This window comes from Clostridium sp. LS, assembly GCF_002760435.1.
Lineage (GTDB): Bacteria > Bacillota > Clostridia > Clostridiales > Clostridiaceae > Clostridium.
The window spans coordinates 1-22,011 of the sequence record NZ_AUUU01000049.1; the positions used below are offsets into that span (position 1 = coordinate 1).

25 protein-coding genes are annotated in these 22,011 nt (G+C 31.6%); 19 read left to right on the forward strand and 6 right to left on the reverse strand.

Annotation, left to right across the window (positions count from 1 at the left end; translation table 11 throughout):
• The first annotated feature begins 436 nt into the window (after positions 1-436).
• A complete protein-coding gene (locus tag COL3_RS13020; protein ID WP_008420517.1) occupies positions 437-619 on the forward strand; it encodes a Spo0E family sporulation regulatory protein-aspartic acid phosphatase in 183 nt (60 codons plus the stop codon).
• Positions 620-1,106: 487 nt separating this feature from the next.
• On the opposite strand, the gene COL3_RS13025 is transcribed toward COL3_RS13020, so the two are convergent.
• Positions 1,107-1,742, reverse strand: a complete 636-nt coding sequence (locus COL3_RS13025; RefSeq protein ID WP_008420515.1) for a TetR family transcriptional regulator — start codon at positions 1,740-1,742, stop codon at positions 1,107-1,109.
• Between the two features lie 292 nt (positions 1,743-2,034).
• Between COL3_RS13025 and COL3_RS13030 the strand changes: the two genes are divergently transcribed.
• From COL3_RS13030 to COL3_RS13060, 7 genes are all read left to right on the forward strand, one after another.
• Positions 2,035-2,886: an aldo/keto reductase gene (locus tag COL3_RS13030; RefSeq protein ID WP_008420513.1), complete on the forward strand. Its 852-nt coding sequence runs from the start codon at positions 2,035-2,037 to the stop codon at positions 2,884-2,886.
• 126 nt (positions 2,887-3,012) lie between these two features.
• Entirely contained in the window at positions 3,013-4,131 is a 1,119-nt protein-coding gene (locus tag COL3_RS13035; RefSeq protein ID WP_008420510.1) for an aldo/keto reductase, read from the forward strand.
• 215 nt (positions 4,132-4,346) lie between these two features.
• Positions 4,347-4,718, forward strand: coding sequence for a MerR family transcriptional regulator (locus COL3_RS13040; RefSeq protein ID WP_008420508.1), 372 nt, complete (start codon positions 4,347-4,349; stop codon positions 4,716-4,718).
• Positions 4,719-4,813: 95 nt separating this feature from the next.
• Complete coding sequence (locus COL3_RS13045) at positions 4,814-6,094, forward strand: MATE family efflux transporter (protein WP_242982130.1); 1,281 nt, start codon at positions 4,814-4,816, stop codon at positions 6,092-6,094.
• A gap of 107 nt (positions 6,095-6,201) precedes the next feature.
• The gene (locus COL3_RS13050) at positions 6,202-7,053 is read left to right on the forward strand and encodes an aldo/keto reductase (RefSeq protein WP_008420504.1); all 852 of its coding nucleotides are present in this window, start codon (positions 6,202-6,204) and stop codon (positions 7,051-7,053) included.
• A 67-nt stretch (positions 7,054-7,120) separates the two neighbouring features.
• Entirely contained in the window at positions 7,121-7,720 is a 600-nt protein-coding gene (locus COL3_RS13055) for an MBL fold metallo-hydrolase (protein ID WP_035282843.1), read from the forward strand.
• Between the two features lie 69 nt (positions 7,721-7,789).
• Complete coding sequence (locus tag COL3_RS13060) at positions 7,790-8,896, forward strand: aldo/keto reductase (protein WP_008420500.1); 1,107 nt, start codon at positions 7,790-7,792, stop codon at positions 8,894-8,896.
• Between the two features lie 137 nt (positions 8,897-9,033).
• Here the strand turns inward: COL3_RS13060 and COL3_RS13065 are convergent, their stop codons facing one another.
• The gene (locus COL3_RS13065; protein WP_008420497.1) at positions 9,034-9,921 is read right to left on the reverse strand and encodes a LysR family transcriptional regulator; all 888 of its coding nucleotides are present in this window, start codon (positions 9,919-9,921) and stop codon (positions 9,034-9,036) included.
• Positions 9,922-10,097: 176 nt separating this feature from the next.
• Here COL3_RS13065 and COL3_RS13070 point away from each other — a divergent pair, with 176 nt between their 5' ends.
• The 8 genes from COL3_RS13070 (at position 10,098) to COL3_RS28805 (ending at position 15,701) form a co-directional block, all read left to right on the forward strand.
• Positions 10,098-10,619, forward strand: a complete 522-nt coding sequence (locus COL3_RS13070) for a flavodoxin (RefSeq protein WP_008420495.1) — start codon at positions 10,098-10,100, stop codon at positions 10,617-10,619.
• 71 nt (positions 10,620-10,690) lie between these two features.
• Entirely contained in the window at positions 10,691-11,545 is an 855-nt protein-coding gene (locus COL3_RS13075; protein ID WP_008420493.1) for an aldo/keto reductase, read from the forward strand.
• Between the two features lie 51 nt (positions 11,546-11,596).
• Complete coding sequence (locus COL3_RS13080) at positions 11,597-11,884, forward strand: hypothetical protein (RefSeq protein WP_008420490.1); 288 nt, start codon at positions 11,597-11,599, stop codon at positions 11,882-11,884.
• A gap of 55 nt (positions 11,885-11,939) precedes the next feature.
• Positions 11,940-12,377, forward strand: a complete 438-nt coding sequence (locus COL3_RS13085; RefSeq protein ID WP_008420488.1) for a cupin domain-containing protein — start codon at positions 11,940-11,942, stop codon at positions 12,375-12,377.
• 102 nt (positions 12,378-12,479) lie between these two features.
• Positions 12,480-13,676 carry an MFS transporter gene (locus tag COL3_RS13090; protein WP_242982132.1) on the forward strand — a complete coding sequence of 399 codons (1,197 nt, stop codon included), beginning with the start codon at positions 12,480-12,482 and terminating at the stop codon, positions 13,674-13,676.
• Positions 13,677-13,785: 109 nt separating this feature from the next.
• Positions 13,786-14,250 (forward strand): nuclear transport factor 2 family protein, encoded by a 465-nt coding sequence (locus COL3_RS13095; RefSeq protein WP_008420483.1) that lies wholly within the window; start codon positions 13,786-13,788, stop codon positions 14,248-14,250.
• Between the two features lie 556 nt (positions 14,251-14,806).
• Positions 14,807-15,016 carry a hypothetical protein gene (locus tag COL3_RS13100; RefSeq protein ID WP_008420482.1) on the forward strand — a complete coding sequence of 70 codons (210 nt, stop codon included), beginning with the start codon at positions 14,807-14,809 and terminating at the stop codon, positions 15,014-15,016.
• 532 nt (positions 15,017-15,548) lie between these two features.
• On the forward strand, positions 15,549-15,701 hold the full coding sequence (locus tag COL3_RS28805; RefSeq protein WP_180277941.1) for a hypothetical protein: 153 nt from the start codon (positions 15,549-15,551) through the stop codon (positions 15,699-15,701).
• A gap of 120 nt (positions 15,702-15,821) precedes the next feature.
• On the opposite strand, the gene COL3_RS13105 is transcribed toward COL3_RS28805, so the two are convergent.
• The 3 genes from COL3_RS13105 to COL3_RS13115 form a co-directional block, all read right to left on the reverse strand.
• On the reverse strand, positions 15,822-16,682 hold the full coding sequence (locus COL3_RS13105; RefSeq protein WP_008420479.1) for an ABC transporter substrate-binding protein: 861 nt from the start codon (positions 16,680-16,682) through the stop codon (positions 15,822-15,824).
• 541 nt (positions 16,683-17,223) lie between these two features.
• Entirely contained in the window at positions 17,224-17,484 is a 261-nt protein-coding gene (locus COL3_RS13110) for a hypothetical protein (protein WP_008420477.1), read from the reverse strand.
• 348 nt (positions 17,485-17,832) lie between these two features.
• Positions 17,833-18,285 carry a DUF11 domain-containing protein gene (locus tag COL3_RS13115; RefSeq protein ID WP_008420434.1) on the reverse strand — a complete coding sequence of 151 codons (453 nt, stop codon included), beginning with the start codon at positions 18,283-18,285 and terminating at the stop codon, positions 17,833-17,835.
• Positions 18,286-18,903: 618 nt separating this feature from the next.
• Here COL3_RS13115 and COL3_RS13120 point away from each other — a divergent pair.
• From COL3_RS13120 to COL3_RS13130, 3 genes are all read left to right on the forward strand, one after another.
• The gene (locus COL3_RS13120) at positions 18,904-19,398 is read left to right on the forward strand and encodes a DUF4830 domain-containing protein (RefSeq protein WP_008420433.1); all 495 of its coding nucleotides are present in this window, start codon (positions 18,904-18,906) and stop codon (positions 19,396-19,398) included.
• A gap of 457 nt (positions 19,399-19,855) precedes the next feature.
• Entirely contained in the window at positions 19,856-20,212 is a 357-nt protein-coding gene (locus COL3_RS13125; protein WP_008420432.1) for a RidA family protein, read from the forward strand.
• 172 nt (positions 20,213-20,384) lie between these two features.
• On the forward strand, positions 20,385-21,242 hold the full coding sequence (locus tag COL3_RS13130) for an AraC family transcriptional regulator (RefSeq protein ID WP_008420431.1): 858 nt from the start codon (positions 20,385-20,387) through the stop codon (positions 21,240-21,242).
• 235 nt (positions 21,243-21,477) lie between these two features.
• Here COL3_RS13130 and COL3_RS13135 read toward each other — a convergent pair whose 3' ends face one another.
• Complete coding sequence (locus COL3_RS13135; protein WP_008420430.1) at positions 21,478-22,008, reverse strand: hypothetical protein; 531 nt, start codon at positions 22,006-22,008, stop codon at positions 21,478-21,480.
• Positions 22,009-22,011 lie beyond the last annotated feature (3 nt).

Sequence of the window (22,011 nt, forward strand, 5' to 3'; positions counted from 1 at the left end):
ATAAATCTACAGGTGGATTTGGTCATATTAATATTGATGATGTTAATGTATAAGTTTTGAGTAATTTATAAAACAGAGAATAAAAGAAAGATAGAAAAGTCTGTTGAAGCTGAAGTTTAAGAAACAAATTATTTCAAATTAGGGCAATAGATAGTTTTGTATGAAAAACAAAACTATCTACTGTGCTATATATTACGAAAAAATATTGAATTAATTTTTTCTTTAATAAGGGATTTACTAATGTTATGAATTTATGGAATAATGCATAATTTATTATACAATAAAATCTACATAAACTAGATAATATTACGCTACAATTAAATATATTGTTCATTATATAAAATTTCATTTACTTAACAATACTGATTAGTTAATGCTGAATGATAAAATATAAGAAGACTGTAATTTAAAATAATATGTAAAGAAGGAATAAATTTTGAATAAAATAGAAGACACATTTGCACGAGAAGAGAAAATGGAAAAATTGAGAGAAAAACTTAATAATAGTTTTGGTGAAAATATGAGATATAGTAATATAGAAGAATATGCGGGTATACTAAATATAAGCAGAAAGCTCGATGATGCTATAGTTGATTATATTAAGAGTTTTAATGAATAAGTAAAAAAATATCAATACTAATATAACGTGAGTTCGATGGAAAAATTTAAGGGATAAAAAATTCCATCAAAATGTTTTCGTGATGAATCAGTAACAAGACGTGCTGTAGCTAAGTTCATTGTAGATATGATTGTGGATGATAATAGATTTGGAGAAAATGAGAGTCTAGGAATTACCAATTAAATGTTGTTAGAGCTATATTTGATTAGAAAAATTTTATTATGAGAAGTCCAAGAAAAGTTGGAAGCCGTTTATCTTAATAGTTAGTTATTTATTGATTTTAAAATTAGTAACAGTATTTCGCTATTTGATATTATGTCAGATATAAGATGTTATATAATGAATACCGTGTTAGCTTTATATATACATCATGCATTTAATATTATAATCATTTTAATTCTGAAATCTGAAAATGGTTACATAATAATTAACAAAAAAAGCTTCGTCCGTAATTTTTGGGGCGAAGCTTTCTTTGTGTGGTTGGAACTTATAAATTGGCTGTTAATAGAAGAAGAGCTTGATAACATTTTTCTTTAAAGTTTGGGACAGTATATTCGGGGTAAGCTGTCTTCATGGCTTCCAATTGATTAAATGTCAGATGAGTCATTGGATAAAGGCCATGTATAAGTGAAAAGAACAAAAATCGGAAATTATCATTTGCTTCATTAGAAGCAGAAGGAAAAAATTTTTTTATACTAGCCTGTAATGTAAGAAAGAGTGGGTGCACTTCTTCTTTGAAATTTGTAAGTTTTTCCAAACTGCAGTTTTTTTCTATGGAAGTGTAATGAACAGATAATAATTTTAAAAAATTTTCTCTTTCTGACAGTGAGTCTGCGAGAAAATGACAATATTCTTCCTTACTCAAAATGTTATTTTGAGCAAAAAAATTATTCAATGTTTCATGCCAATTTAAGTACTCTCTCTTTAATAAATCTAATAGGATTTCTTCCTTTGTTTTATAGTAATTATAAATTGTTGGTCGAGAAATTGAGGTCATCTCAGAAATAGCCTTCAAATTCACCTCTTCAAAGTCTTTTGTTTTATATAATGTGTAGCAGGCCTGAATAATCTCTTCTTGGCGACTTGCTATCTGATGTTCGGTACGAGCTCTTTGAAAATTCATTTAGTTCACCTACTTTTGTAAAATTACAGTAAGAGTATAACATAAAGAAATTTATAGTTCAATGTTAATTGACACGAAGTCAATTAACTGATAAAATATATTTATTGACATGGTGTCAGCAAATATGTGCGTAAAATAACACTATCAGGACTAATTAAGCTATTTTATTAGAAGCATTTTTGCAGACTGTTGCAAAAAACGAAAGCATTATTATAGTGTATATGAGTGCAAAAAGGAATTGGTTTTATACTTAAAGAAAGATTACTTTATATCATAAGGAGGACTTGAATAAATGAAAACTTTTAAATTAAATAACGGCATAGAGATGCCAGCGTTAGGGTATGGTGTGTTTCAAATTACGGATGCGGCTGAATGTGAACAGTGTGTTTATGATGCAATCATGGCTGGCTATCGTTTGATTGATACTGCAGCAGCTTATATGAATGAAGAAGCTGTAGGTCGTGCAATCAAAAGAAGTGGTGTTTTAAGGGAAGAACTATTTATAACAACAAAACTATGGATTCAAGATTGTGGATACGAAGAAACTAAACAGGCATTTAATCTTTCATTAAAAAGATTGGATTTGGAATATATTGACTTATATCTAATTCATCAGCCGGTTGGGGATTATTATGGTGCATGGAGAGCAATGGAAGAGTTATATCATGAAGGTAAGATAAGAGCAATTGGTGTATGTAATTTTAATAGTGAACGTCTAGTGGACTTAATTTTACATAACAAAATTGTTCCAGCAGTTAATCAGGTAGAAGTACATCCTTTCAGACAACAGGTTGAAGAAAAGAGGTTAATGGAGGAATATAAGGTGCAGATTGAGGCATGGGGACCATTTGCAGAAGCTCAGAGAGGAATATTTACAAATGAAACTCTAACTGAAATTGCTAATAAATATGGAAAGACTGTAGCACAAGTTATTTTGCGTTGGCATATTCAATATGGTGTAGTTGCTATTCCAAAATCTACGCATAAAAATAGAATTGAAGAGAATTTTAATATATGGGATTTTGAACTTAGTTCAGAAGATATGCAAAATATAGCAGATATAAATACAGAGCAAGGATTATTTCCAACCCAGGGGACATATCAGTCTACAATAATGCTTAGTGGGCATAAAATTCACGAATAATAGTAAAGTGAAAGTATTGGTAGATATACAAAAGCACTTGACTTATAGTTAAGGCGAAGTGTTAAGGTTTAATTGTACATTTAGAAAAGCATAATTGGATTATAGCAAATTAGGAGGAGTTTATACATGGAAAAGAAAAAATTTGGATTTGGTCTAATGCGTTTACCACAAAAAAACACAGGTGATTGGAATAGTATTGATCAAGAAATGGTAAATAAGATGGTTGATGAATATCTAAAACAGGGATTCACTTATTTTGACACTGCTTATCCATATCATAATGGTATGAGTGAAGTTGCCTTTCGCGAAGCAGTTGTAAAGCGTTATCCAAGGAATTCTTTTACAATAACAGATAAAATGCCTACATGGCTTATAACAAGTACTGATGATTATCAGAAATATTTTAATGAGCAATTGGAACGTTGTGGGGTTGAATATTTTGATTATTATTGGCTTCACACACTTGGAAAAGTGACTTATGCTAACACACAGAAACATGGTGGCTTTGATTTCTTAAGGAAAATGAAGGCAGAAGGAAAGATAAAGCACATTGGTTTTTCATTCCATGATAGTGCAGAACTGCTTGATACTATTTTGACTGAACACCCTGAAACAGAGTATGTACAGTTACAAATTAACTATATTGACTGGGAAAGCGAAAACGTTCAGGCGCGTAAGTGCTACGAAGTTGCTACAAAACATGGAAAACCGGTTATTGTTATGGAGCCGGTAAAGGGTGGATCTCTTGCAAATGTTACTGAAGAAGCAGATAAATTATTCAAGGAATATAACCCTGATTTGAGTACTGCTTCATGGGCAATTCGTTATGTAGCTTCTCTTGATAATGTAATGATGGTTCTTAGCGGTATGAGTAATATGGAACAACTTATAGATAACACAAGTTATATGAAAGAATTTGAGCCGCTTAATGATAAAGAACAAGAAATTGTAAAGAAAGCAACAGAAATTATTAAGGCAAGTATTGCGATTCCTTGTACTGCATGCCACTACTGTACAGATGGATGTCCCAAAAATATAGCAATTCCTGAATATTTTGCTTTATATAATGATGTTCATAAATTTGGACAAGGTTTGTTAATGAATAGTCAGGTATATTACATGAATATGACACAAACTCATGGAAAAGCATCTGAATGTGTTAATTGCAAGCAATGTGAGAAACACTGTCCACAGCATATTAATATTACAGAAGAATTGAAAAAAGTTGCTGAAATGCTGGGATAATAACAATGTATAAAAGTAACGTCTATGTATTTTTAGATTACATAGATGTTACTTTTGTATAGCTGTGAAGAATGATTTGTTATAGATTTGAAATATTGTTAAAGATACAATAATGAACAAAATACTAAATAAAATCAAATTGTTAAAGTAGATAGTTAGAATTACATTTGTTTTTCAAATAAATAATTTAAGAATGTTAAAAGGAGGGGTGTATTATGACCATAACAGAGGTAAGTAAAAAATATGGTATGACGCAAAATACTTTACGTTACTATGAGAGAATTGGTATCATTCCACCTGTTAATAGAAATCAGAGTGGAATCAGAGACTATACAGAAGAAGATTGTCGCTGGGTTAAGTTTGCAAAGTGCATGAGAGAAGCAGGTATGTCTATAGAAGTACTGGTGGAATATGTAGAATTGTCTCAAGAAGGAAAATCAACATACAAAGCAAGGAAGGAACTTTTGTTTGAAGAACGTGACAAACTTAAAGAAAAAATTGCAGAAATGCGGGAAACATTAATAAAAATGGATAGAAAAATTGATTACTATGAAAAGAGCGTATCTGATTTAGATGAAAAAATTTGAAATAAATAACTTCTCTGGCAAATGATAAAAATGAAGGTTGAGGTATTTTTATGTTTTCAAATAAGGCACTTAAAAAATTGATCCTTCCAATATTCTTGGATCAAATTCTCACTTTTAGTGTTAGTATATTTGCTACCATGATGCTTTCTTATGCGGGTGAAGCAGCTGTATCAGGGGTTTCTCTGGTGGATATTATAAATATGCTAATTGTTAGTGTACTGGCTGCACTTACTACTGGTGGAGCTGTAATTGTTTCTCAGTATATTGGAAATAAAGATAAAGATAAGGCAGGTTTTGCTGCTAGTCAGTTATTTACTATTTCGGCAGTTATTTCTATTGGGATTACAATATTTATTGCTATCTTTCATAGACAATTGCTCCATATTGTTTTTGGGAATATTGCAGAAGATGTTATGGCAGCAGCTATTACCTATTTTGTTATATCGGGTTTATCATATCCGTTTTTATCAATTTATGATTCTGGAGCCGCATTGTTTCGTTCCATCGGAAATTCCAAGATTCCTATGACTATTTCTATTTTTATGAATATAGCTAATTTAGTAGGAAACGGAATTGGTATATTTGTGTTTCACGCTGGTGTTACAGGTGTTGCAATTGCAACAATAATATCGCGTGCAGCAGCTGCAGTAATTATAGTTTACCTGTCTTTCAATAAAAAAAATCAGGTTTTTGTCAGCTTGTCGGGAATTTTCTCATGGAGTGGCGAAATGATTGGAAGAATTCTTAACATAGCTATTCCAAGTGGAATAGAAAATGGGCTTGTTCAATTAGGACGTGTCCTTTTGATTAGTATTACTGCAATGTTTGGTACAGCTCAGATTGCCGCAAACGGAATTGGAAACAGTTTAGTTATGATACCGATTTGTTTTGCAACCTCTATAAACTTAGCTATAGTTACTGTAATAGGTCAATGCGTTGGAGCGAAAGATTATTCAGAGGCTGTCCGCAATACAAAGAAACTTATAAAATTAGCGTATATTGGAACAATAATTCTTAGTTTAGGTGAAAGTCTGCTACTTCCTTGGATTTTAAATTTGTATACATTGTCTGAAGAAGTACGTCATTTAACTTATGTTCTTGTATTGATTCACAACATTTATGCAATTGTTGTGTGGCCGCTTTCCTTTAGTTTACCAAATGCGCTTCGTGCTGCAGGAGATGTTCGCTTTACCATGGTTATTTCGATTGGCTCCATGTTTGTATTCCGTATATTCTCTGCATATGTTATAGGTGTTATTTTTCATATGGGGGTTATTGGAGTATGGATTGCTATGGAGATTGATTGGACTTTCCGAGCTATTGTTTACATTACGAGATTTATACGAGGGAAATGGAAGACTTTCCAGGTTATATAAGGTGGATTAAGTCAAATTATCGTTTGATTGATACTGCAGAAAGTAGTGCATTGTGCAAAATGAGCATATATTAATGAAATAATTTAAATTTTTAGGAGGTATATTTAATGAAGTATATTACATTGAACAATGGAATAGAAATTCCTACATTAGGATTTGGAGTATTTATGATTCCAGATAACAAAATTTGTGTAAACAGTGTAGCTATTGCTATACAGGATGGTTATCGTCTAATAGATACAGCCGCTATATATCAGAATGAAGGAGCAGTTGGTGAAGGAATAAGGGTATCAGGTATCAATCGTGAGGAACTGTTTGTAACATCAAAGCTTTGGTTACAAGATTATGGGTATGAAAAAACAAAGAAAGCAATAGATAAAACCTTACAAAGGTTGAAAATAGATTACCTTGACATGTATTTACAACATCATCATTTCGCCGGCAATTTAGAAAGTTGGAAAGCAATGGAGGAAGCTTGCAATGAGGGAAAAATTAGAGCAATAGGTGTATGTAATTATCCAATTCATGCAATAGAAGAATTGCTTCAAGTTGCAGAGATTAAGCCTGTAGTGAATCAAGTAGAATGTCATCCTATTTTTCAGCAGAAGGAACTTCGTAAATTTTTGAAGGAAAATAATATACGTTTGGGATCTTGGGGGCCTTTGGGCCAGGGGGCAAAGGAACTTCTTTCAGATCCAAAGCTTGTTAAGCTTGCTGAAAAGTATGGAAAAGAAACAGCACAAGTTATTTTACGTTGGCACATACAGAAAGGTATGATTGCTATTCCAAAATCTACAACTCCAAGCCGTATAAAGAGTAATTTTGAAATATGGGATTTTGAACTTACTGAAGAAGATTTGAACGTTATTAGGTCTATGGACACTAACTTGAGAAAGGGACCAGATCCAGATGATAAGGCATATAAAAATAGAATAGGAAGTTATGTAGCTAATATATAAATTGTGAGAAGCCTATTATAATGAAGGGAAGTGAGAGAAAGTGAATGGACAGGAAATGGAGAATGGAATGGCAAAATTGCTCTATCAAGGACAAGCGAGTTTGCGTATTGTTACCAGCGAAGGAAAGGTTATTTATATAGATCCTTACGCAGGAGAATATGATATGCCTGCCGATTTGATTTTAGTGACCCATCAGCATTTTGATCATAATAAGGTAGAATTAGTAAAAAGACGAAATTCTGGTTGTGTGATTATATCACAAGATGAAGCTTTGAAGAATGGAAAGCACCAGATTTTTAAGTTAGGCTATGTAACTGTTGAAGCAGTAGAAGCAGGTTATAATAGATATCACGATATTACTAAATGTGTAGGGTATATCTTGACTTTTACTGATGGCAAGACAATTTATATTTCTGGTGATACATCAAAGACGAAGCAAATGAATACCTTAGCAGAGAGAAATCTAGACTACGCTATCTTTTGTTGTGATGGCCACTTTAATATGGATATGGATGAAGCTGCTGAATGTGCTGCAATTGTTGGTGCAAAGTATAACATTCCTTATCACATGAGTATTGGTGAAGTATTCAACCCAAAATGCGCGGAGCAGTTCCAAGCTAAGGGACGGATTATTGTAGCTGATGGAGAAGAGATAATGATTAAATAATATACAATATTTTAGATTATTTTAAGTATAAACCTAACAAAAAATAGTTATTTTTTAAGGAGGAGTGTCATGAAAAAATTAGGATTTGGAACTATGAGATTGCCACAAACTGATTATAGCAGTGTGGATATTGAAACCTTTAAGAAAATGGTAGATGCTTACATGGAAAGAGGTTATATATACTTTGATACGAGCTATGTATATCATATGGGAAACAGTGAAACAGCATTGCGTGAAGCGTTGGTAAAGCGTTATCCACGTGAAGCTTATACGATTACAGATAAAATGCCAACATGGATGGTTCAATCAAAAGAAGATTATAAAAAATATTTTAATGAACAGCTTGAACGTTGCGGAGTAGAGTATTTTGATTATTATTGGCTTCACACATTAGGTTCTACTTTGTATGAATCAAGTGAGTTACTTGGAGGATTTGATTTCTTAAAACAAATGAAAGCAGAAGGGAAAATTAAACATATTGGTTTTTCATTTCATGATACAGCTGAAACCTTAGATAAGATTCTCACAGATCATCCTGAAATTGAGTTTGTACAGTTAATTGTAAATTATATAGATTGGACGAATGGAGGCATAGAAATTAAAAAAAGCTATGATATGGCAACCAAGCATAGTGTACCTGTAATTGCAATGGAACCTGTTAAGGGAGGTGTACTTTCAAATGTACCTAAAGAAATTGAAGAAATGTTTAAGGAATATAACCCAGAAATGAGTCCTGCTTCATGGGCAGTTCGCTGGGTTGCGTCTTTAGAAAACGTATATCTTGTATTGTCTGGAATGAGCAGTGTAGATCAAGTTATGGATAATACAAGTACATTCAATGATTTAAAACCATTGAATGACGAAGAACAAAAATTTATTGAAAAGGCACAGGAAATCCTAAACAAAAAAGCACCGAATTCTTGTACTTATTGCGGAGCTTGCCACAAGGTATGTCCTAAGAATATTGCAGTACCTACTTACATTGGTTTATATAATAACCGAAAAATGTTTACGGCAGATGGATGGCATAACAATGTTTACGATGCGGTAGGTGAACGTTATGGTAAAGCATCTGACTGTAATAATTGCAGAGAATGTGAAGCAGTATGCCCTCAAAAAATTAAAATTGCAGAACTGTTAAAAGATGCAGTAGAAGTGCTTAAACCATTGTGGTAACATAGATGTATAATATAATAAGAGCTTATGTAATGTAAGTGCAGGAAAGCCGTATGAAGGAGAACTTCACGTACGGATTGATGAGAAGGTTGAGGAGGAGATGAAATCAAATCCTCCGCCTTACTCTAGATATTGATCTAAAGTTGAATTGCACACATTTTATAATAGTCTTTTGAAATCTCAATAAACCGCTCTACAAAAGGGCGGTTTTCTTCTTTTCTAGTACAGAAAACACAATCCATGGTTTCTTTTGTATCAAAAGGTGTCCAGATAAATTCGCCAAGATGATCATTACAGAAACCAGGTGAAAGACAGACTCCAATTCCGGCAGCAACATTAGTAAGCGTTGTAATGTGGTCTGGACTGTTGATTGTCTGAACGTCAACAGTGTTTATAACAAGCTGCTGTATTTTCTGCAATTCATAGGGAGAACCTCCACCTACCATTAGCGTCTGTCCTTTTAAATCATCAGGGGTGATTTTCTCAAGTTTTGATAATGGGTCATCTTTTTGAGTAATCAGATAAATGTGGCTGTCAAATAGATGATGAGCTTTCAAATTGGAGATGGATGAAAGACTTCGTCCAAGACCGAAAATGATATCCTGTTCGCCATGAAGCAGCTCATCAATACGACTGTTACCATATACATAATGAATGTTTATGGATACAGAAGGATATTCTTTAGCAAATTGTTTCATTATCTGAGGAAGAAAATAGATAGCACTTCGAAGTGGAATTGCTATGTTCAGTGACTCCTTGTATTTTACATTGTAATTTTTTCCATTTTGAATGGCTTTTGAAATGTCATCCTTAATATTAACTAAAGTCATACAGAATTGCTCACCAGCAGGTGTCAGTGTGGCACCTTTTCCTGTACGGTAAAAAAGTGGAAATCCGATTTCTTCTTCTAATGACTGAATCTGATAGGTCAATGCTGGCTGACTTATAAAGAGATTTTCTGCAGCACGACGGAAATTTAATGTATGTGATACTTCTATAGCGTAATCTATTTGTTTAAAATTCATGATTTTCCCTTTCTAATCCTTACTTGTTAAGAAATTGTAAAAATTTAAAGATTATTATAAGTTAATGATAATACTTAGCGATAAAAAAATCAAATCAATTACTAAATTTATTGATTAGAAAAATAGAATATACTGCAATATAATAGATTTATCAAAAGAAATGGAGGTAACTAATCATGAGTAATACGCTTATCGCATTCTTTTCAATGACAGGAGAAAGTTATGTGGGAGGAAAAATCGTAAATCTTGAAGTAGGAAATACTAATGTCGCAGCACAGATTATAGGAGCTATGATAGTAGCAGATACTTTTCAGATTGAAACCGTACAGAATTATCCGGAAGGTCATATGAATCTGATTAACTATGCAAAGGAAGAATTAAATCAGAATGCAAGACCAGAACTAAAAACTAAGGTTGATAACATGGAGCAATATGACACGATTATTCTTGGATACCCAAATTGGTGGGGAACTTGCCCGATGCCAGTATTTACTTTTTTAGAGAGTTACGATTTTTCTGATAAAAGAATTCTACCACTTTGTACAAATGAAGGAAGTGGACTTTCTTTCAGCGTAACAGATATAAAAAAGACCTGCCCAGATGCAAATGTAGAGGATGGATTGGCAATTATCGGTGGTCGAGTGAAAGATTCCAGAGTGACTATTGAAAATTGGCTAAAAAAACAGAAATTACTTTAATCAATAAAAGATAGTAAATGAAAATGTGGAAATAAAAAAATCTTACAAAAAATAGAAAAGAGGAAAAAATCATGAATCAGACCTATATTACATTAAATAACGGAAGCAAAATACCACAGTTTGGACTTGGAGTGTATATGATCCAGGGAGATGCAGACACTAAGAAAGCCTGCTTAGAAGCATTTGAAATTGGATATCGTCACATTGATACCGCCCATGCTTATCAGAATGAAAGAGGCGTAGGAGCAGCTGTAAAAGAAAGTAGAATCCCAAGAGAAGAAATCTGGATTACAAGCAAATTATGGCCAAGTGAATATGGCGAAGGCAAGACCATGGAAGGTATCGATAAGATGTTAAAAAGACTTGACACCGAATACATCGATTTATTACTTCTTCACCAGCAGTTTGGTGACTATATTGGTGCATGGAAAGATATGGAGAAAGCAGTTGCCATGGGAAAAGTTAAAGCGATCGGACTGAGCAACTTTGAGTCAGAGCGTTTAGAGGAGGTATTGGAAGCTTCAATGATTAAACCAGCAGTACTCCAGGTAGAGTGTCACCCATATTATCAGCAGAACGCATTAAAGAAGAGAATTGAGAAATATGGAACAGTTATTGAAAGCTGGTATCCAATCGGACATGGTGATCCTGCTCTGATTAATGAGTCATTATTCACAGAATTAGGAAGGAAATATGGCAAGAGTAATGTTCAGATTATTTTAAGATGGCATATCCAGGAAGGTACTATTATTTTCCCTAAGTCAACAAATCCAAATCATATCAGAGATAACTTTGATATTTTTGATTTTGAATTGACAGAGGATGAGATGAATCAGATTCGTGGATTAGACAAGAATGTTAGATTCTTTAACATGTCTTTAGCAGATCAGGAGAAGAATTTAGGAGGATTTAAACCAGCTGACTAAAGTAGATTTGGAGTAAATGTCTATGCATAAATTATTGATTAGTTCATTTATATGCGCAATATTACAGGTGAGACGCAGACGAAAGATGAATGGCTTTCTTGCATAGAAAGTGAGGAAATGCTGTATTACAACACTAATATAAAAAGCATATCTGTAAACGTGATGAAGATAAGGCAAGTGCAAAACATACATCAACTCTTTATGCCAGAATCTATGGAAGTAGAGGAAGCTGGACACTTAGTGAAACGTCCTACTTTGAAAAACGTGATGGAAACTGGATCTGGTGCAATGAACCAGACGGAGAATGGATTGATACAAACGGCATCTATGATGTTCTAGAGAAGACAAATAATAATAAATATTAAAAAATCAATTGATTGTGGAGATAAAGAAAATGAAGTATATGAATGAAACAGAATTTAATGAAACAAATGTATTTGGAAAAGGTCAGGACAATGTAAATTTTGCAAAGTATTTTAGTGGAGCATCTTTCTTAAATCCGTTAACAGAATTTGGGGAATGCCCAGTATTTCTTGCAAATGTAACCTTTGAGCCTGGATGTAGAAACAACTGGCACATTCACCATGCAACAAGTGGCGGCGGACAGATTCTCGTCTGTACAGCTGGAGAAGGCTGGTATCAGGAAGAAGGAAAAGAAGCAGTCAGCTTGACACCGGGAATAGTGATTACAATTCCAGCCGAAGTGAAGCACTGGCATGGTGCAAAGAAGGATTCTTGGTTCAGCCACATTGCAGTAGAAGTACCAGGTAAGAACGCAAGTAATGAATGGTGTGAGCCAGTTACAGATGGACAGTACAACGGATTAAAATAGCAGAAAATAGAGCTGAAATAATAATTATTGAAAAAGAATAAAAAATAGTTCGCTCAAAGTTGTAAAACTATAGAATTTTATTGAATTTACATATTGAGCAGTGTGAAAGGAATGAACATAAAAAATATGAAAAACACTTGGAAAATTTATTTATTAGCCCTTATTTGTTTCGTAATAAGTGCATCAGAATATGTTATTGTAGGAGTTTTAGACCAAGTAGCAGCTTCTACTAATATATCAATAGCGGAGGCAGGGCAATTAATCACAGTATTCGCCATTGCTGGAGCCATTGGCACTCCAATTGCCGTAATGATCATGGCAAAAATGGATAGGCGTAAGGTACTAATGATTTCACTTTTTTTAGTTGTATTAGGAAGTATCATGATACTTGTTGCACCAAACTATGCATTCTTATTACTTTCTCGTATAGTGCTTGCTATAGGAGCTGGAGTGTTTAATGTAACCTGCTTTACTGTAGTAGGAAAAATAGTAGCACCTGAACGTCAAGCAGGGGCTATAGCTACAATTACAACTGGATTTAATGCAGCTTTAATTATTGGTTTGCCAATTGGTCGTGTTATAACAGCAGCATTTGGTTGGAAGGCAATTTTCGTAAGTACTGGAGTATTCAGTTTACTAGCAATCTTCGCTGTGCTATCAGCAATCCCTAAAGCAGAAGGTGAAGCATCAGTACCATTAGGTGAACAATTAGCTCTATTAAAAAGTCCTAAAACCTTACTTACTCTTGCAATAACTTTCTTTTGGATAGGAGGATACTCAGAATTATATTCATACATTACTCCATTCCTTCAAGGGGTATCACCAATGAGTGAAGAAATGATGAGTATGGCACTATTAATTTTTGGTATAGCTACTTTAATAGGAAATAAGTTGGGAGGATTCTTGGGAGATAAAGTTGGTATCTCAAAATCTCTTACAAGTAGCATGGTAGTTCATGTAATTGCACTTGTGTTAATATCACTATTTGCAGGATCAACTTATGTTACTATTGCATTGCTTGTTATATGGGCTATAGCAGCCTGGATACCTGCTCCGATTCAACAGTTTAACATAATCTCACTTTCGCCAGAAGCATCAGGAATTATGCTTAGCTTAAATAGTTCAATTATGCAATTAGGCTTAGCAGCAGGTGCTGGAATCGGGGGAATAGCAGTTGGAAGTTCATCATTATTTTCATTAAGCTGGACAGCAGCAGTATTAGTATTAATTACTGCATTTGTTACAATTGCTTCATTTAAAGTTAAAAATTTATCTAATAATAGTTTAGCAACAGATTAATGGTAAAGCATAGTTACACTATAAATGGTACATTTATCTTTACAATTTGCTATCCATAATTAGATTAATATAAATTTAAAAAAATTTTTATAAAAAAGGAGAAGCTTTTATGACTACAAACAATAATATGGAAAATAGAATTAATGAATTAGAAAACGTGAGAGCACTAAGAACTCTTGTTGATACTTTCTCATTACTAGCAGATGAGAAAGATGTTAAAACGCAAGTATTACTTTTTACAAAAGATGCAACTGTAGAATCGTATGTAAATGGAACTTTGGTTTCGAGTTTAAAAGGACCTGAAGAAATGGAAAAAGCTTTTGGAGGATTCTTGAATAATTTTGAAACAGTTTATCATTTTAATGGTCAACATGTTGTATCAATAGATGGAAATAAAGCTAAGGGAACTCTTTATTGTTTAGTTGATCTTATTAGTAATGAAAATGGAAAAAGAATAAATAATTCTAGTGCAGTTAGTTATAGGGATGAGTATGTCTATGAAAACGGACAATGGTTCATTTCTAAAAGAACATCAAATTTTGTTTGGCAAAATAAAAAAGAAATAAATCAATAATCAGTTTTATAATGTTTTTAATATATGCCCAATTAACATAGTTAATTGGGCATATATTAAAAATTAGCAGGAGATTATCATTTATACAACTTTTAAAAGTTATTATAACTTTAATGATGGGAAATATTAAAAATTTTATTAAACGTTAAGTGAAAAGTTAAATTCGTGATTTAGGTAAAACATTGAAAATGCAACACTAAATTCAATTTTTGGATGCTAAAATAAGTTAGTTAAAGGCCCAATAATGTAGTTATTTCATCATTATTAGCATATTTGAGCATCAGAAATAGGTAGCCGAACTTTCTGCGCAAGACTAACTTCGCCTAAGATGAATTTACCCTTGCAATCACGAACTTACCTTTTCATTTTAGAAAAATTAAAAAAACCGCGCATTTCAAAACATTCAAGTTCATTTGTATCTAGAAATGCAGATATACATCTTAATTAAGCCAAAGATTGGTTAAGGTTAAAGGACGTAATATAAATTTGATAGGGGAGAGTTTTTATATATCTGCTATAATTAAGGTAGAATACAAAAAGAAGGAGATGTTCAGTTATGCTATGGAATGAAGTAAGAAAGACATATTCAAATAAATGTATTGTATTTGATAGTTTAAAACAACATGAAGAAAATAATAAATTAATCATTGAAGACGTAGCAATAATTGAAGTTTTTGATGACATTAATGATGCTTTTAAGTGTTATCGTATGCTCCATAGAAAAGATAAAACGCGTGAATTAAGTTTTGGTAGTACAAAAGAATAATCATTAGTTTATGAAAATGAGAGGATTGGATTAATTAGATGGCTAAAATTAAATGATATTGGGCTTAAAGACGTTTCATTATCAATAGGTGATATGGATTATGGAATAGATATTGATTTACTTATAGGTTTAGATATATTAAAAATACTTAACGCTAATATAAATATTAAAAATATGACATTAGAATTGGGTTGTTAAATGTTTGTAATATTCTGCACAATTCTAATTATTAATATATAGAGAATTAAAATATATAGTATTTTATGTTTATGAAATAGAAAAAGACTATGAAAAAGCCAACAGCTTATAATTCATAGTCTTTTTGTGTTTTATAAAGCACAAAAAATTATATAGAAATCCCTAATTTCAGGCATTTCTTCAACCGTTTCATTTTTGCAAATAAGGGAGACAAAATCAGTAATAAGCAGTTAAAAAATGCATTAGCTTTTACCAATTTTAATAAAGGAAAAAGAAGATATGCAGTCCTCGCCTATAGGAACTTCACTTGTAAATCCAAATACTTCGCACTTCAATGACACTCATTACTAAAAATGACGGGCAGAAAAGCAAGCACATTGATGGCGCCTGTGGAATAAAAGTATTGGAAATAGAAATTATGATGATGCGTAGTCTGCAGAAAGTGCGAAGTAGTTATTTAAAATATTGTTCTTTGAAAGTTGAATAATGCAATGTTTACAAAATATGTTATAATTCATTCATAATAGTAAATACGATTATATTTCTAATACATGATTAGAGAATATTGAAATTTTTTGATTGCACCTTATATATTTAATTATTGATTTTAAGGCATACTATTTTTATCTAATCCATTCTCTACGAGAATAGCATACAAGGTACCATCTGCTTTCATCTCACTAATTTTTTCATTAAAAGCATTCAATAGTGTTATGTCATTTTTTCTCATAGCCATGCCTACATTATTAGTTAACTCTGGAGTATAATCTATTAGTAATCTTAAAGGGAGCTTAGAATTTTTAAATAGAGAATATTTTCCGATAACAGAATCTAATATACCTGCATCAACTTTCATACTACTTACTGCATCAAATAATTCAGGTAAAGTCTCAAAAGTTGCCATATCTTTTATTAAATTATCACGCTTCCATCTTTCTGCTAACTTTTCATATACTGTACCTTTTATAACTCCAACAACTGAATTTTTTAAATCACTCTTAAAATTAATAGTTGATAATGCTGGAACCATAATAGATTCTGAAATTTTATATAATGGCTGAGTAAATGCTACAAGCTCTTCACGTTCTGGAGTTATAAATATTCCGCCTGATGCGATATCTATACTATCATCAGTAGTTAATTTTTCTAAGAAATTTAGAAATGTTGCTTCCTTGATTTCAATGTTTTCATTCCCTCCAAGCCGTTTTAGAATTTCGCTTAGTATATCGGCTTCTATACCAGATATCTTATTTGTATTGTTATCTATATAAAAATATGTACGACTGCTTGTTATTGCGGCGACAGTTATTACTCCTTTTTCTTTTATTCTTTGCAATCTGTCTTTTTCAATTGAGGCATTTGTTAATGCAGTTTCACTACTATCTTTTAGAGCAGTACATTCAAATATTATTCCAAGAAAATTTACTATAGCAATAAATATCAATAATTTTTTAAGTATCTTTTTCATATAAACCTCCCCTGTAAAATAGAGTAGTAATTTTTAAATTCACTGATATTTTGCTTAATATATTAAATTTTAAACATTTTTTTCTAAGACACTAACAAATCTAAAATATAAAACTATACTTAAATTATATTTTATATAGTAATATTAACAAAAACTATAAAATAATAGTGAACGATACAACTATATGATACACAATATTCTTAAGTTATGAATCAATTAAATTAAATAAGTAATTGTAAAATCGCATTATTTCGAGAGATTGAATTTGTGATTTTTTACTATGTGATTCTACTAATCAAAGTAGTCTGTAGATTTGACGTAGTAAAGTAAAAATGAAAAGTCTTAGTAAGAGATTAAATTTATTAATAAGTGTGTGAAAGAAAAAAAGGCACGAAAAGTGCCTTTATGAGAAGGTGATAACACTATTAATTTTATACAGTTTTGAATGCAAAATAATTATTTTTAGAGTTTTAAGTAATATTGTCTACTCTTTACTAGTAGATAACTTAAAAACTTTACTTTGCTAAACTTCTTTACAACTTTAGTAAAGGGTAGGAACTGGGTAACATGCAACTTGACTTATGGATTTCTCACCAAATCCGTAAAACACCCATTTCTTTCCATCCCATCTGTAACCAGAAACTTCCCCTTGCTCTATTCTTGTAGGATAGAACCAGAAGGGTTTTCCATGTTTAGGCCATACATACGTATATTGGTGTACACAATCAATTATATATGAAACCTTTGGTTTTTTAGGTTTAGTCTTTGGTGGTGGGGAACTTGGTGGCCCGTATTGTCTCATATGATTTTACTCCTTTTTAAAGTTCTCTAAATCATAGTATGATTGGAAACCTATAGTGTTCACTTGATAGAGGGAAATTAGAGGAAGTAACAGGACTAACTTATAAGGAATAGTAAGATAAATAGAAAAAGAAAGCAGGAGCAGCCATTTTTTTATTTAAAATACTGCACAATACTAAAAAAGCATAAAAAAAGCCCCAATAAGGGGCTAAAAATGAATAATTTAATTCAAATCATGAAGGCTTTTTTTATAAGCAAATAGTAAAATATAATCAAAATAATTTATGGATTTTGATTATAGAAATTTGAACCTAGTCTAATGATTATACTTCAGATTTGGACATTTCATTTATAAAGTTACAGTTGCAGGAATTGTTATTGTGACTGTAGCACCTGGAGCGATATTACCAACATTAACTATGATATTCGAAGGAGTTGAACTTGGATTAACTGAACCTTGAGTTGTTGTTACTCCACTAGGCGTAAAGATAATATGATTTGGAGCGGTATCAGTCATTACTACCCCAATAGCTGTGCTTGGACCAAGGTTAGTAATTTTTATAGTGTAGGTGAAAGTATCACCTACAAATACAGATGAGACATCAGCTGTTTTTACAACTCTTAATTCAGCACGACGATTTCCTTTAAATTTAATAATATCTTCCGCATTAGCTGTATTAGTATTTTCACCTTTAACATGAGCAATATTAATTATAACAGAGATGGGAAAAACATCTGATAAATCATCAGTTGAAATAGGAGAAGAGCTTAATAAATCATCAGTAGAAATAATCATAGGCATAGATAATTCCTCCCTTTTATCATTTGAAAAATAAATATTACTTTACAATTATTATATTTTCAAAATTAGATTATGTTACTATATTATGTTTTTAATTAATGGAAATAGATAATTTGTGCTTTCAAATTGAGTAATGCACAATACTAAAGTTAGTAGAGTGCGAAAGTATGGTGTAACAAAAATTGATGCTAAAGATAATGAACAAAAGTTCGTAATTCTAAAACAGTGTGTAAATCGAGAAAATTATATTATGTCCTATTACTGATATAATGATTTAGTAATATATAAACATAAAGTAGTTAAACATTATTTATCTCTTATTAAATAAATAATAATCAGTATTAAGAATGATCTATTCACACTAGTGGATGATTCTTCTTTATTTTTGAATTAAATATTAGTAATGAAAAGTATAGCTAATTAAAATTAATACTATTTATAAAAAACAAATTGAAAATTCTATGAAGAAGCAATAAGTAGCAGTAATTAGTAATAATATTTTAGGAAGAAGTCTCTTGCATAATATGCTATAATTTACGTGCAATGGTAATTAGTTGTGAACAAACTATCTTAAAACTTGTATAAATAATTGAAGTATATTATTTTGGGGTGGATTTCATGAGAAAATTAGTATTTATATTATTTACATTAATGACTTTCATTTTTACTGGATGTACTCCTCAAATTACAGGGGATGAGAAGATAGCAGAAGAGTTTATTAAATCTAAAGGATATACGATTACTGCCAGAAAAGGACAAATACAAAAATATGTATTGGAAAAAAATAAACTTTATGGTGGAACGAAAACAATTCCATACCAACAATCATGGGCAGTGCAAACAGTAGAGCCAGATAAGTATTTTGGTAAGGAAATAACGGTATATGGTTTTACAGTAAAAAACTACCCTATGCAAAAGGAAGATAAGAATGCTGAAGATGGGGTAAATGTATATGTAATGTTATCTGATGGTAAAATCATTGGAGGATATTCATATCCTAATGCCGATGTTGTAGGCGCATTCAGTTCAATAGATGGTAAAACATTAGAAGAAGTAACGGGATTGAGTTTTCAACAGTGGAAGGATAATTGGAAAAAGAAATATGGTAATTAAGTAGTTCTCTTAATGAACAGTATTGAGAATGGTCTATTCACCCTAGTAGATCATTCTTTTTTATTTATGGAGTCAGATAATCATGGCATATGGAAGTACCAAAAAGGAAATTTTAAACAAGCTCCATTTATAAAAAAAATTTCAATATGTAGATATAGAGTTGAATAAAGAAAAGTTGGATTTTAAGGTTATATTAACGGAGTTTTTTTAAAATAAAGTTTTTTGGAAGAGCAATTATACCATTAAAAAATAAATATTGTAAAGGGGAAATTCACTGCGCTTTAGCTTGAAGAGTATTAATATATTCCTTTTTAATGACTGTTATTAAAAAACAATATTTACATTATATATAAAACAATTATAAATATTGTTATAATATATATAAAACAAAATTATTGCTATAATATAACGAAAAATTGTAATTTGTAACTAAAATAAAATACAAGGAGAATGTGGAATGAGAGAAATTATAAGAACAGAAATAGACAATGAATGGGCACATTCTGCGATTGTTGAGGCAGGGGATTATGTTTATATCAGCTATTGCATGAAGAGTGAGGGACAATCAATCGAAAACCAAATAAATGGTGCATTTGATGTTTTGAGTGAAAGACTTGAAAAGATAGGATTGACATTGAAATCTGTAGTGCAAATGGATTGCTTATTTAGAGATATTAAAGATTTATCGTTTTTAGGAGAAATAATTAAGGAAAGATTTGAAGGAAAATATCCAGCAAGAAAGGCATATGAAACAAAGTTTATTAGAGATGGAATTGACTTTCAGGTTGATGCAATAGCTTTCAGAGAGAATTAAATTTCAATTTGTCTGCTTAGTTTTGATATTGGATATATCAAAAATTTAAGTCCGAGCTTTAGTGAGCGTTAATCAAAAGATATTAATTTTAGCAAGACAAAACATAACACAAAAAGTCGGGAATAACCGCTTGGAAATAGATAAGATATAGGTACAGACAGGGGTGATAATTATGGGATGGATTGAAGGAATCGGTGAAGCTATCAATTATATTGAGGAGAATATCATGGAAGAAATCACAATGGAAAGTATTGCAAAAAAAGCATTTATGTCGACTTTCTATTTCCAAAAAGGTTTTGCAATGCTTTGTGGTTTTACAGTCGGAGAGTATATCAGACAACGCAGGCTTACTCTTGCCGGCAGTGAGCTTGTTTCTACTGATGAAAAGATCATTGATATTGCACTGAAATATGGCTATGCCTCACCAGATAGTTTCACAAAAGCTTTTACTCGATTTCATGGTGTGACACCTACTGCTGTTCGAAAAGATGGAGCAATGATTAAATCGTTTGCTCCGCTGAAAATTAAATTTTTATTGGAAGGCGGTTATATTATGGATTACAAAATTGTTGAAAAAGATTCGTTTACTGTCATGGGAGTATCAAAGGTGTTTAAATATGATAGTGCAACTACAGAAATTCCACCGTTTTGGACAGAGCATTATCAAACAGGAAAAGGAAAAATTGTATGTGGAATGTATGGAATAAGCATAGATGAGAGCATGGGTTCAGATGAGTTTGAATATTTGATTGCAGATAACTATAATCCATCCATAGAAATACCTAATGGCTTTATTACAAAAATTATTCCTAAATTCACTTGGGCTGTTTTTGCTTGCAAGGGTGCAATGCCGAAATCTCTGCAAGATGTAAACAAAAAGATTTTCTCAGAATGGTTGCCTAATTGCAAGGATTATGAAATTGCTGCAGGTTATAATATCGAAATGTACTCTGATATAGCTGATTATCCTCAAGGTATTCAAGATGAAAACTACTACAGCGAAATTTGGATTCCTGTTAAGAAAAAATAACTATGTAAAAGAGTATAATTTGGAGTTCATCAAATTCCAGTAGCAAAATAAAAATCATAACCTAATTTAAAGGCAATGAAAATCAAAGTTCATTGCCTTTTTACTACTTAAGCTACTCTATTAGAATCATTACCAGATCCGTCGGAATCTATCACAACCCCAAGCCTCTTAGATATTATGGTATTTAGCTTATTAATTGAAGTAGAAAGATTATTAATTTGTTTTTCTAAATGAATTATTGATTGCCACCTTCATTTACAATATGATTATGGTAATAATCTATGGCAATATCAACTATGGTACTTACACATACACTAATATCTGGATGTATGCTTTTTAATTCATTTATTTTTCTTATGGTGGAGCTTCTAAGAGTATAGCTTCTTTTAATAGTTGGAGTTTCTCCGTCAATAGCAGGAGCAGCACCATTAGGAAGAGGAGTTCTTCTGTTATCAAATATTTCTTTTGAAGAGTTTAAAGAACTTTTAATTTTAATAGAATCATTGATGCTTCCTCGTGTATTAGTGTTATCTGAAATAATATTTTCTTGAGCATTAATTTTAAGGTCAGAAATAGCAGCAGTATCATTAGTAGATTTACACTCAGGATTAGCTTGAGTATTTTCAATTATAGAGTCGTTATCATCAAAGGAAAAAGAAGATATGCAGTCCCCGCCTATAGGAACCTCACTAGTAAATCCAAATACTTCTCCCTCATCATATTCAAAATCATTTTTTATTATATTAGATGTTTTTTTCCTAGCCATAAA

What these genes read in the sequence shown, in the direction of transcription:
- COL3_RS13025 (WP_008420515.1), bottom strand. Translation starts at nt 1,742, where the DNA reads ATGAATTTTCAAAGAGCTCGTACCGAACATCAGATAGCAAGTCGCCAA.
- COL3_RS13030 (WP_008420513.1), top strand. Translation starts at nt 2,035, where the DNA reads ATGAAAACTTTTAAATTAAATAACGGCATAGAGATGCCAGCGTTAGGG.
- COL3_RS13035 (WP_008420510.1), top strand. Translation starts at nt 3,013, where the DNA reads ATGGAAAAGAAAAAATTTGGATTTGGTCTAATGCGTTTACCACAAAAA.
- COL3_RS13040 (WP_008420508.1), top strand. Translation starts at nt 4,347, where the DNA reads ATGACCATAACAGAGGTAAGTAAAAAATATGGTATGACGCAAAATACT.
- COL3_RS13050 (WP_008420504.1), top strand. Translation starts at nt 6,202, where the DNA reads ATGAAGTATATTACATTGAACAATGGAATAGAAATTCCTACATTAGGA.
- COL3_RS13055 (WP_035282843.1), top strand. Translation starts at nt 7,121, where the DNA reads ATGGCAAAATTGCTCTATCAAGGACAAGCGAGTTTGCGTATTGTTACC.
- COL3_RS13060 (WP_008420500.1), top strand. Translation starts at nt 7,790, where the DNA reads ATGAAAAAATTAGGATTTGGAACTATGAGATTGCCACAAACTGATTAT.
- COL3_RS13065 (WP_008420497.1), bottom strand. Translation starts at nt 9,921, where the DNA reads ATGAATTTTAAACAAATAGATTACGCTATAGAAGTATCACATACATTA.
- COL3_RS13070 (WP_008420495.1), top strand. Translation starts at nt 10,098, where the DNA reads ATGAGTAATACGCTTATCGCATTCTTTTCAATGACAGGAGAAAGTTAT.
- COL3_RS13075 (WP_008420493.1), top strand. Translation starts at nt 10,691, where the DNA reads ATGAATCAGACCTATATTACATTAAATAACGGAAGCAAAATACCACAG.
- COL3_RS13080 (WP_008420490.1), top strand. Translation starts at nt 11,597, where the DNA reads ATGCGCAATATTACAGGTGAGACGCAGACGAAAGATGAATGGCTTTCT.
- COL3_RS13085 (WP_008420488.1), top strand. Translation starts at nt 11,940, where the DNA reads ATGAAGTATATGAATGAAACAGAATTTAATGAAACAAATGTATTTGGA.
- COL3_RS13095 (WP_008420483.1), top strand. Translation starts at nt 13,786, where the DNA reads ATGACTACAAACAATAATATGGAAAATAGAATTAATGAATTAGAAAAC.
- COL3_RS13100 (WP_008420482.1), top strand. Translation starts at nt 14,807, where the DNA reads ATGCTATGGAATGAAGTAAGAAAGACATATTCAAATAAATGTATTGTA.
- COL3_RS28805 (WP_180277941.1), top strand. Translation starts at nt 15,549, where the DNA reads ATGACACTCATTACTAAAAATGACGGGCAGAAAAGCAAGCACATTGAT.
- COL3_RS13105 (WP_008420479.1), bottom strand. Translation starts at nt 16,682, where the DNA reads ATGAAAAAGATACTTAAAAAATTATTGATATTTATTGCTATAGTAAAT.
- COL3_RS13110 (WP_008420477.1), bottom strand. Translation starts at nt 17,484, where the DNA reads ATGAGACAATACGGGCCACCAAGTTCCCCACCACCAAAGACTAAACCT.
- COL3_RS13115 (WP_008420434.1), bottom strand. Translation starts at nt 18,285, where the DNA reads ATGCCTATGATTATTTCTACTGATGATTTATTAAGCTCTTCTCCTATT.
- COL3_RS13120 (WP_008420433.1), top strand. Translation starts at nt 18,904, where the DNA reads ATGAGAAAATTAGTATTTATATTATTTACATTAATGACTTTCATTTTT.
- COL3_RS13125 (WP_008420432.1), top strand. Translation starts at nt 19,856, where the DNA reads ATGAGAGAAATTATAAGAACAGAAATAGACAATGAATGGGCACATTCT.
- COL3_RS13130 (WP_008420431.1), top strand. Translation starts at nt 20,385, where the DNA reads ATGGGATGGATTGAAGGAATCGGTGAAGCTATCAATTATATTGAGGAG.
- COL3_RS13135 (WP_008420430.1), bottom strand. Translation starts at nt 22,008, where the DNA reads ATGGCTAGGAAAAAAACATCTAATATAATAAAAAATGATTTTGAATAT.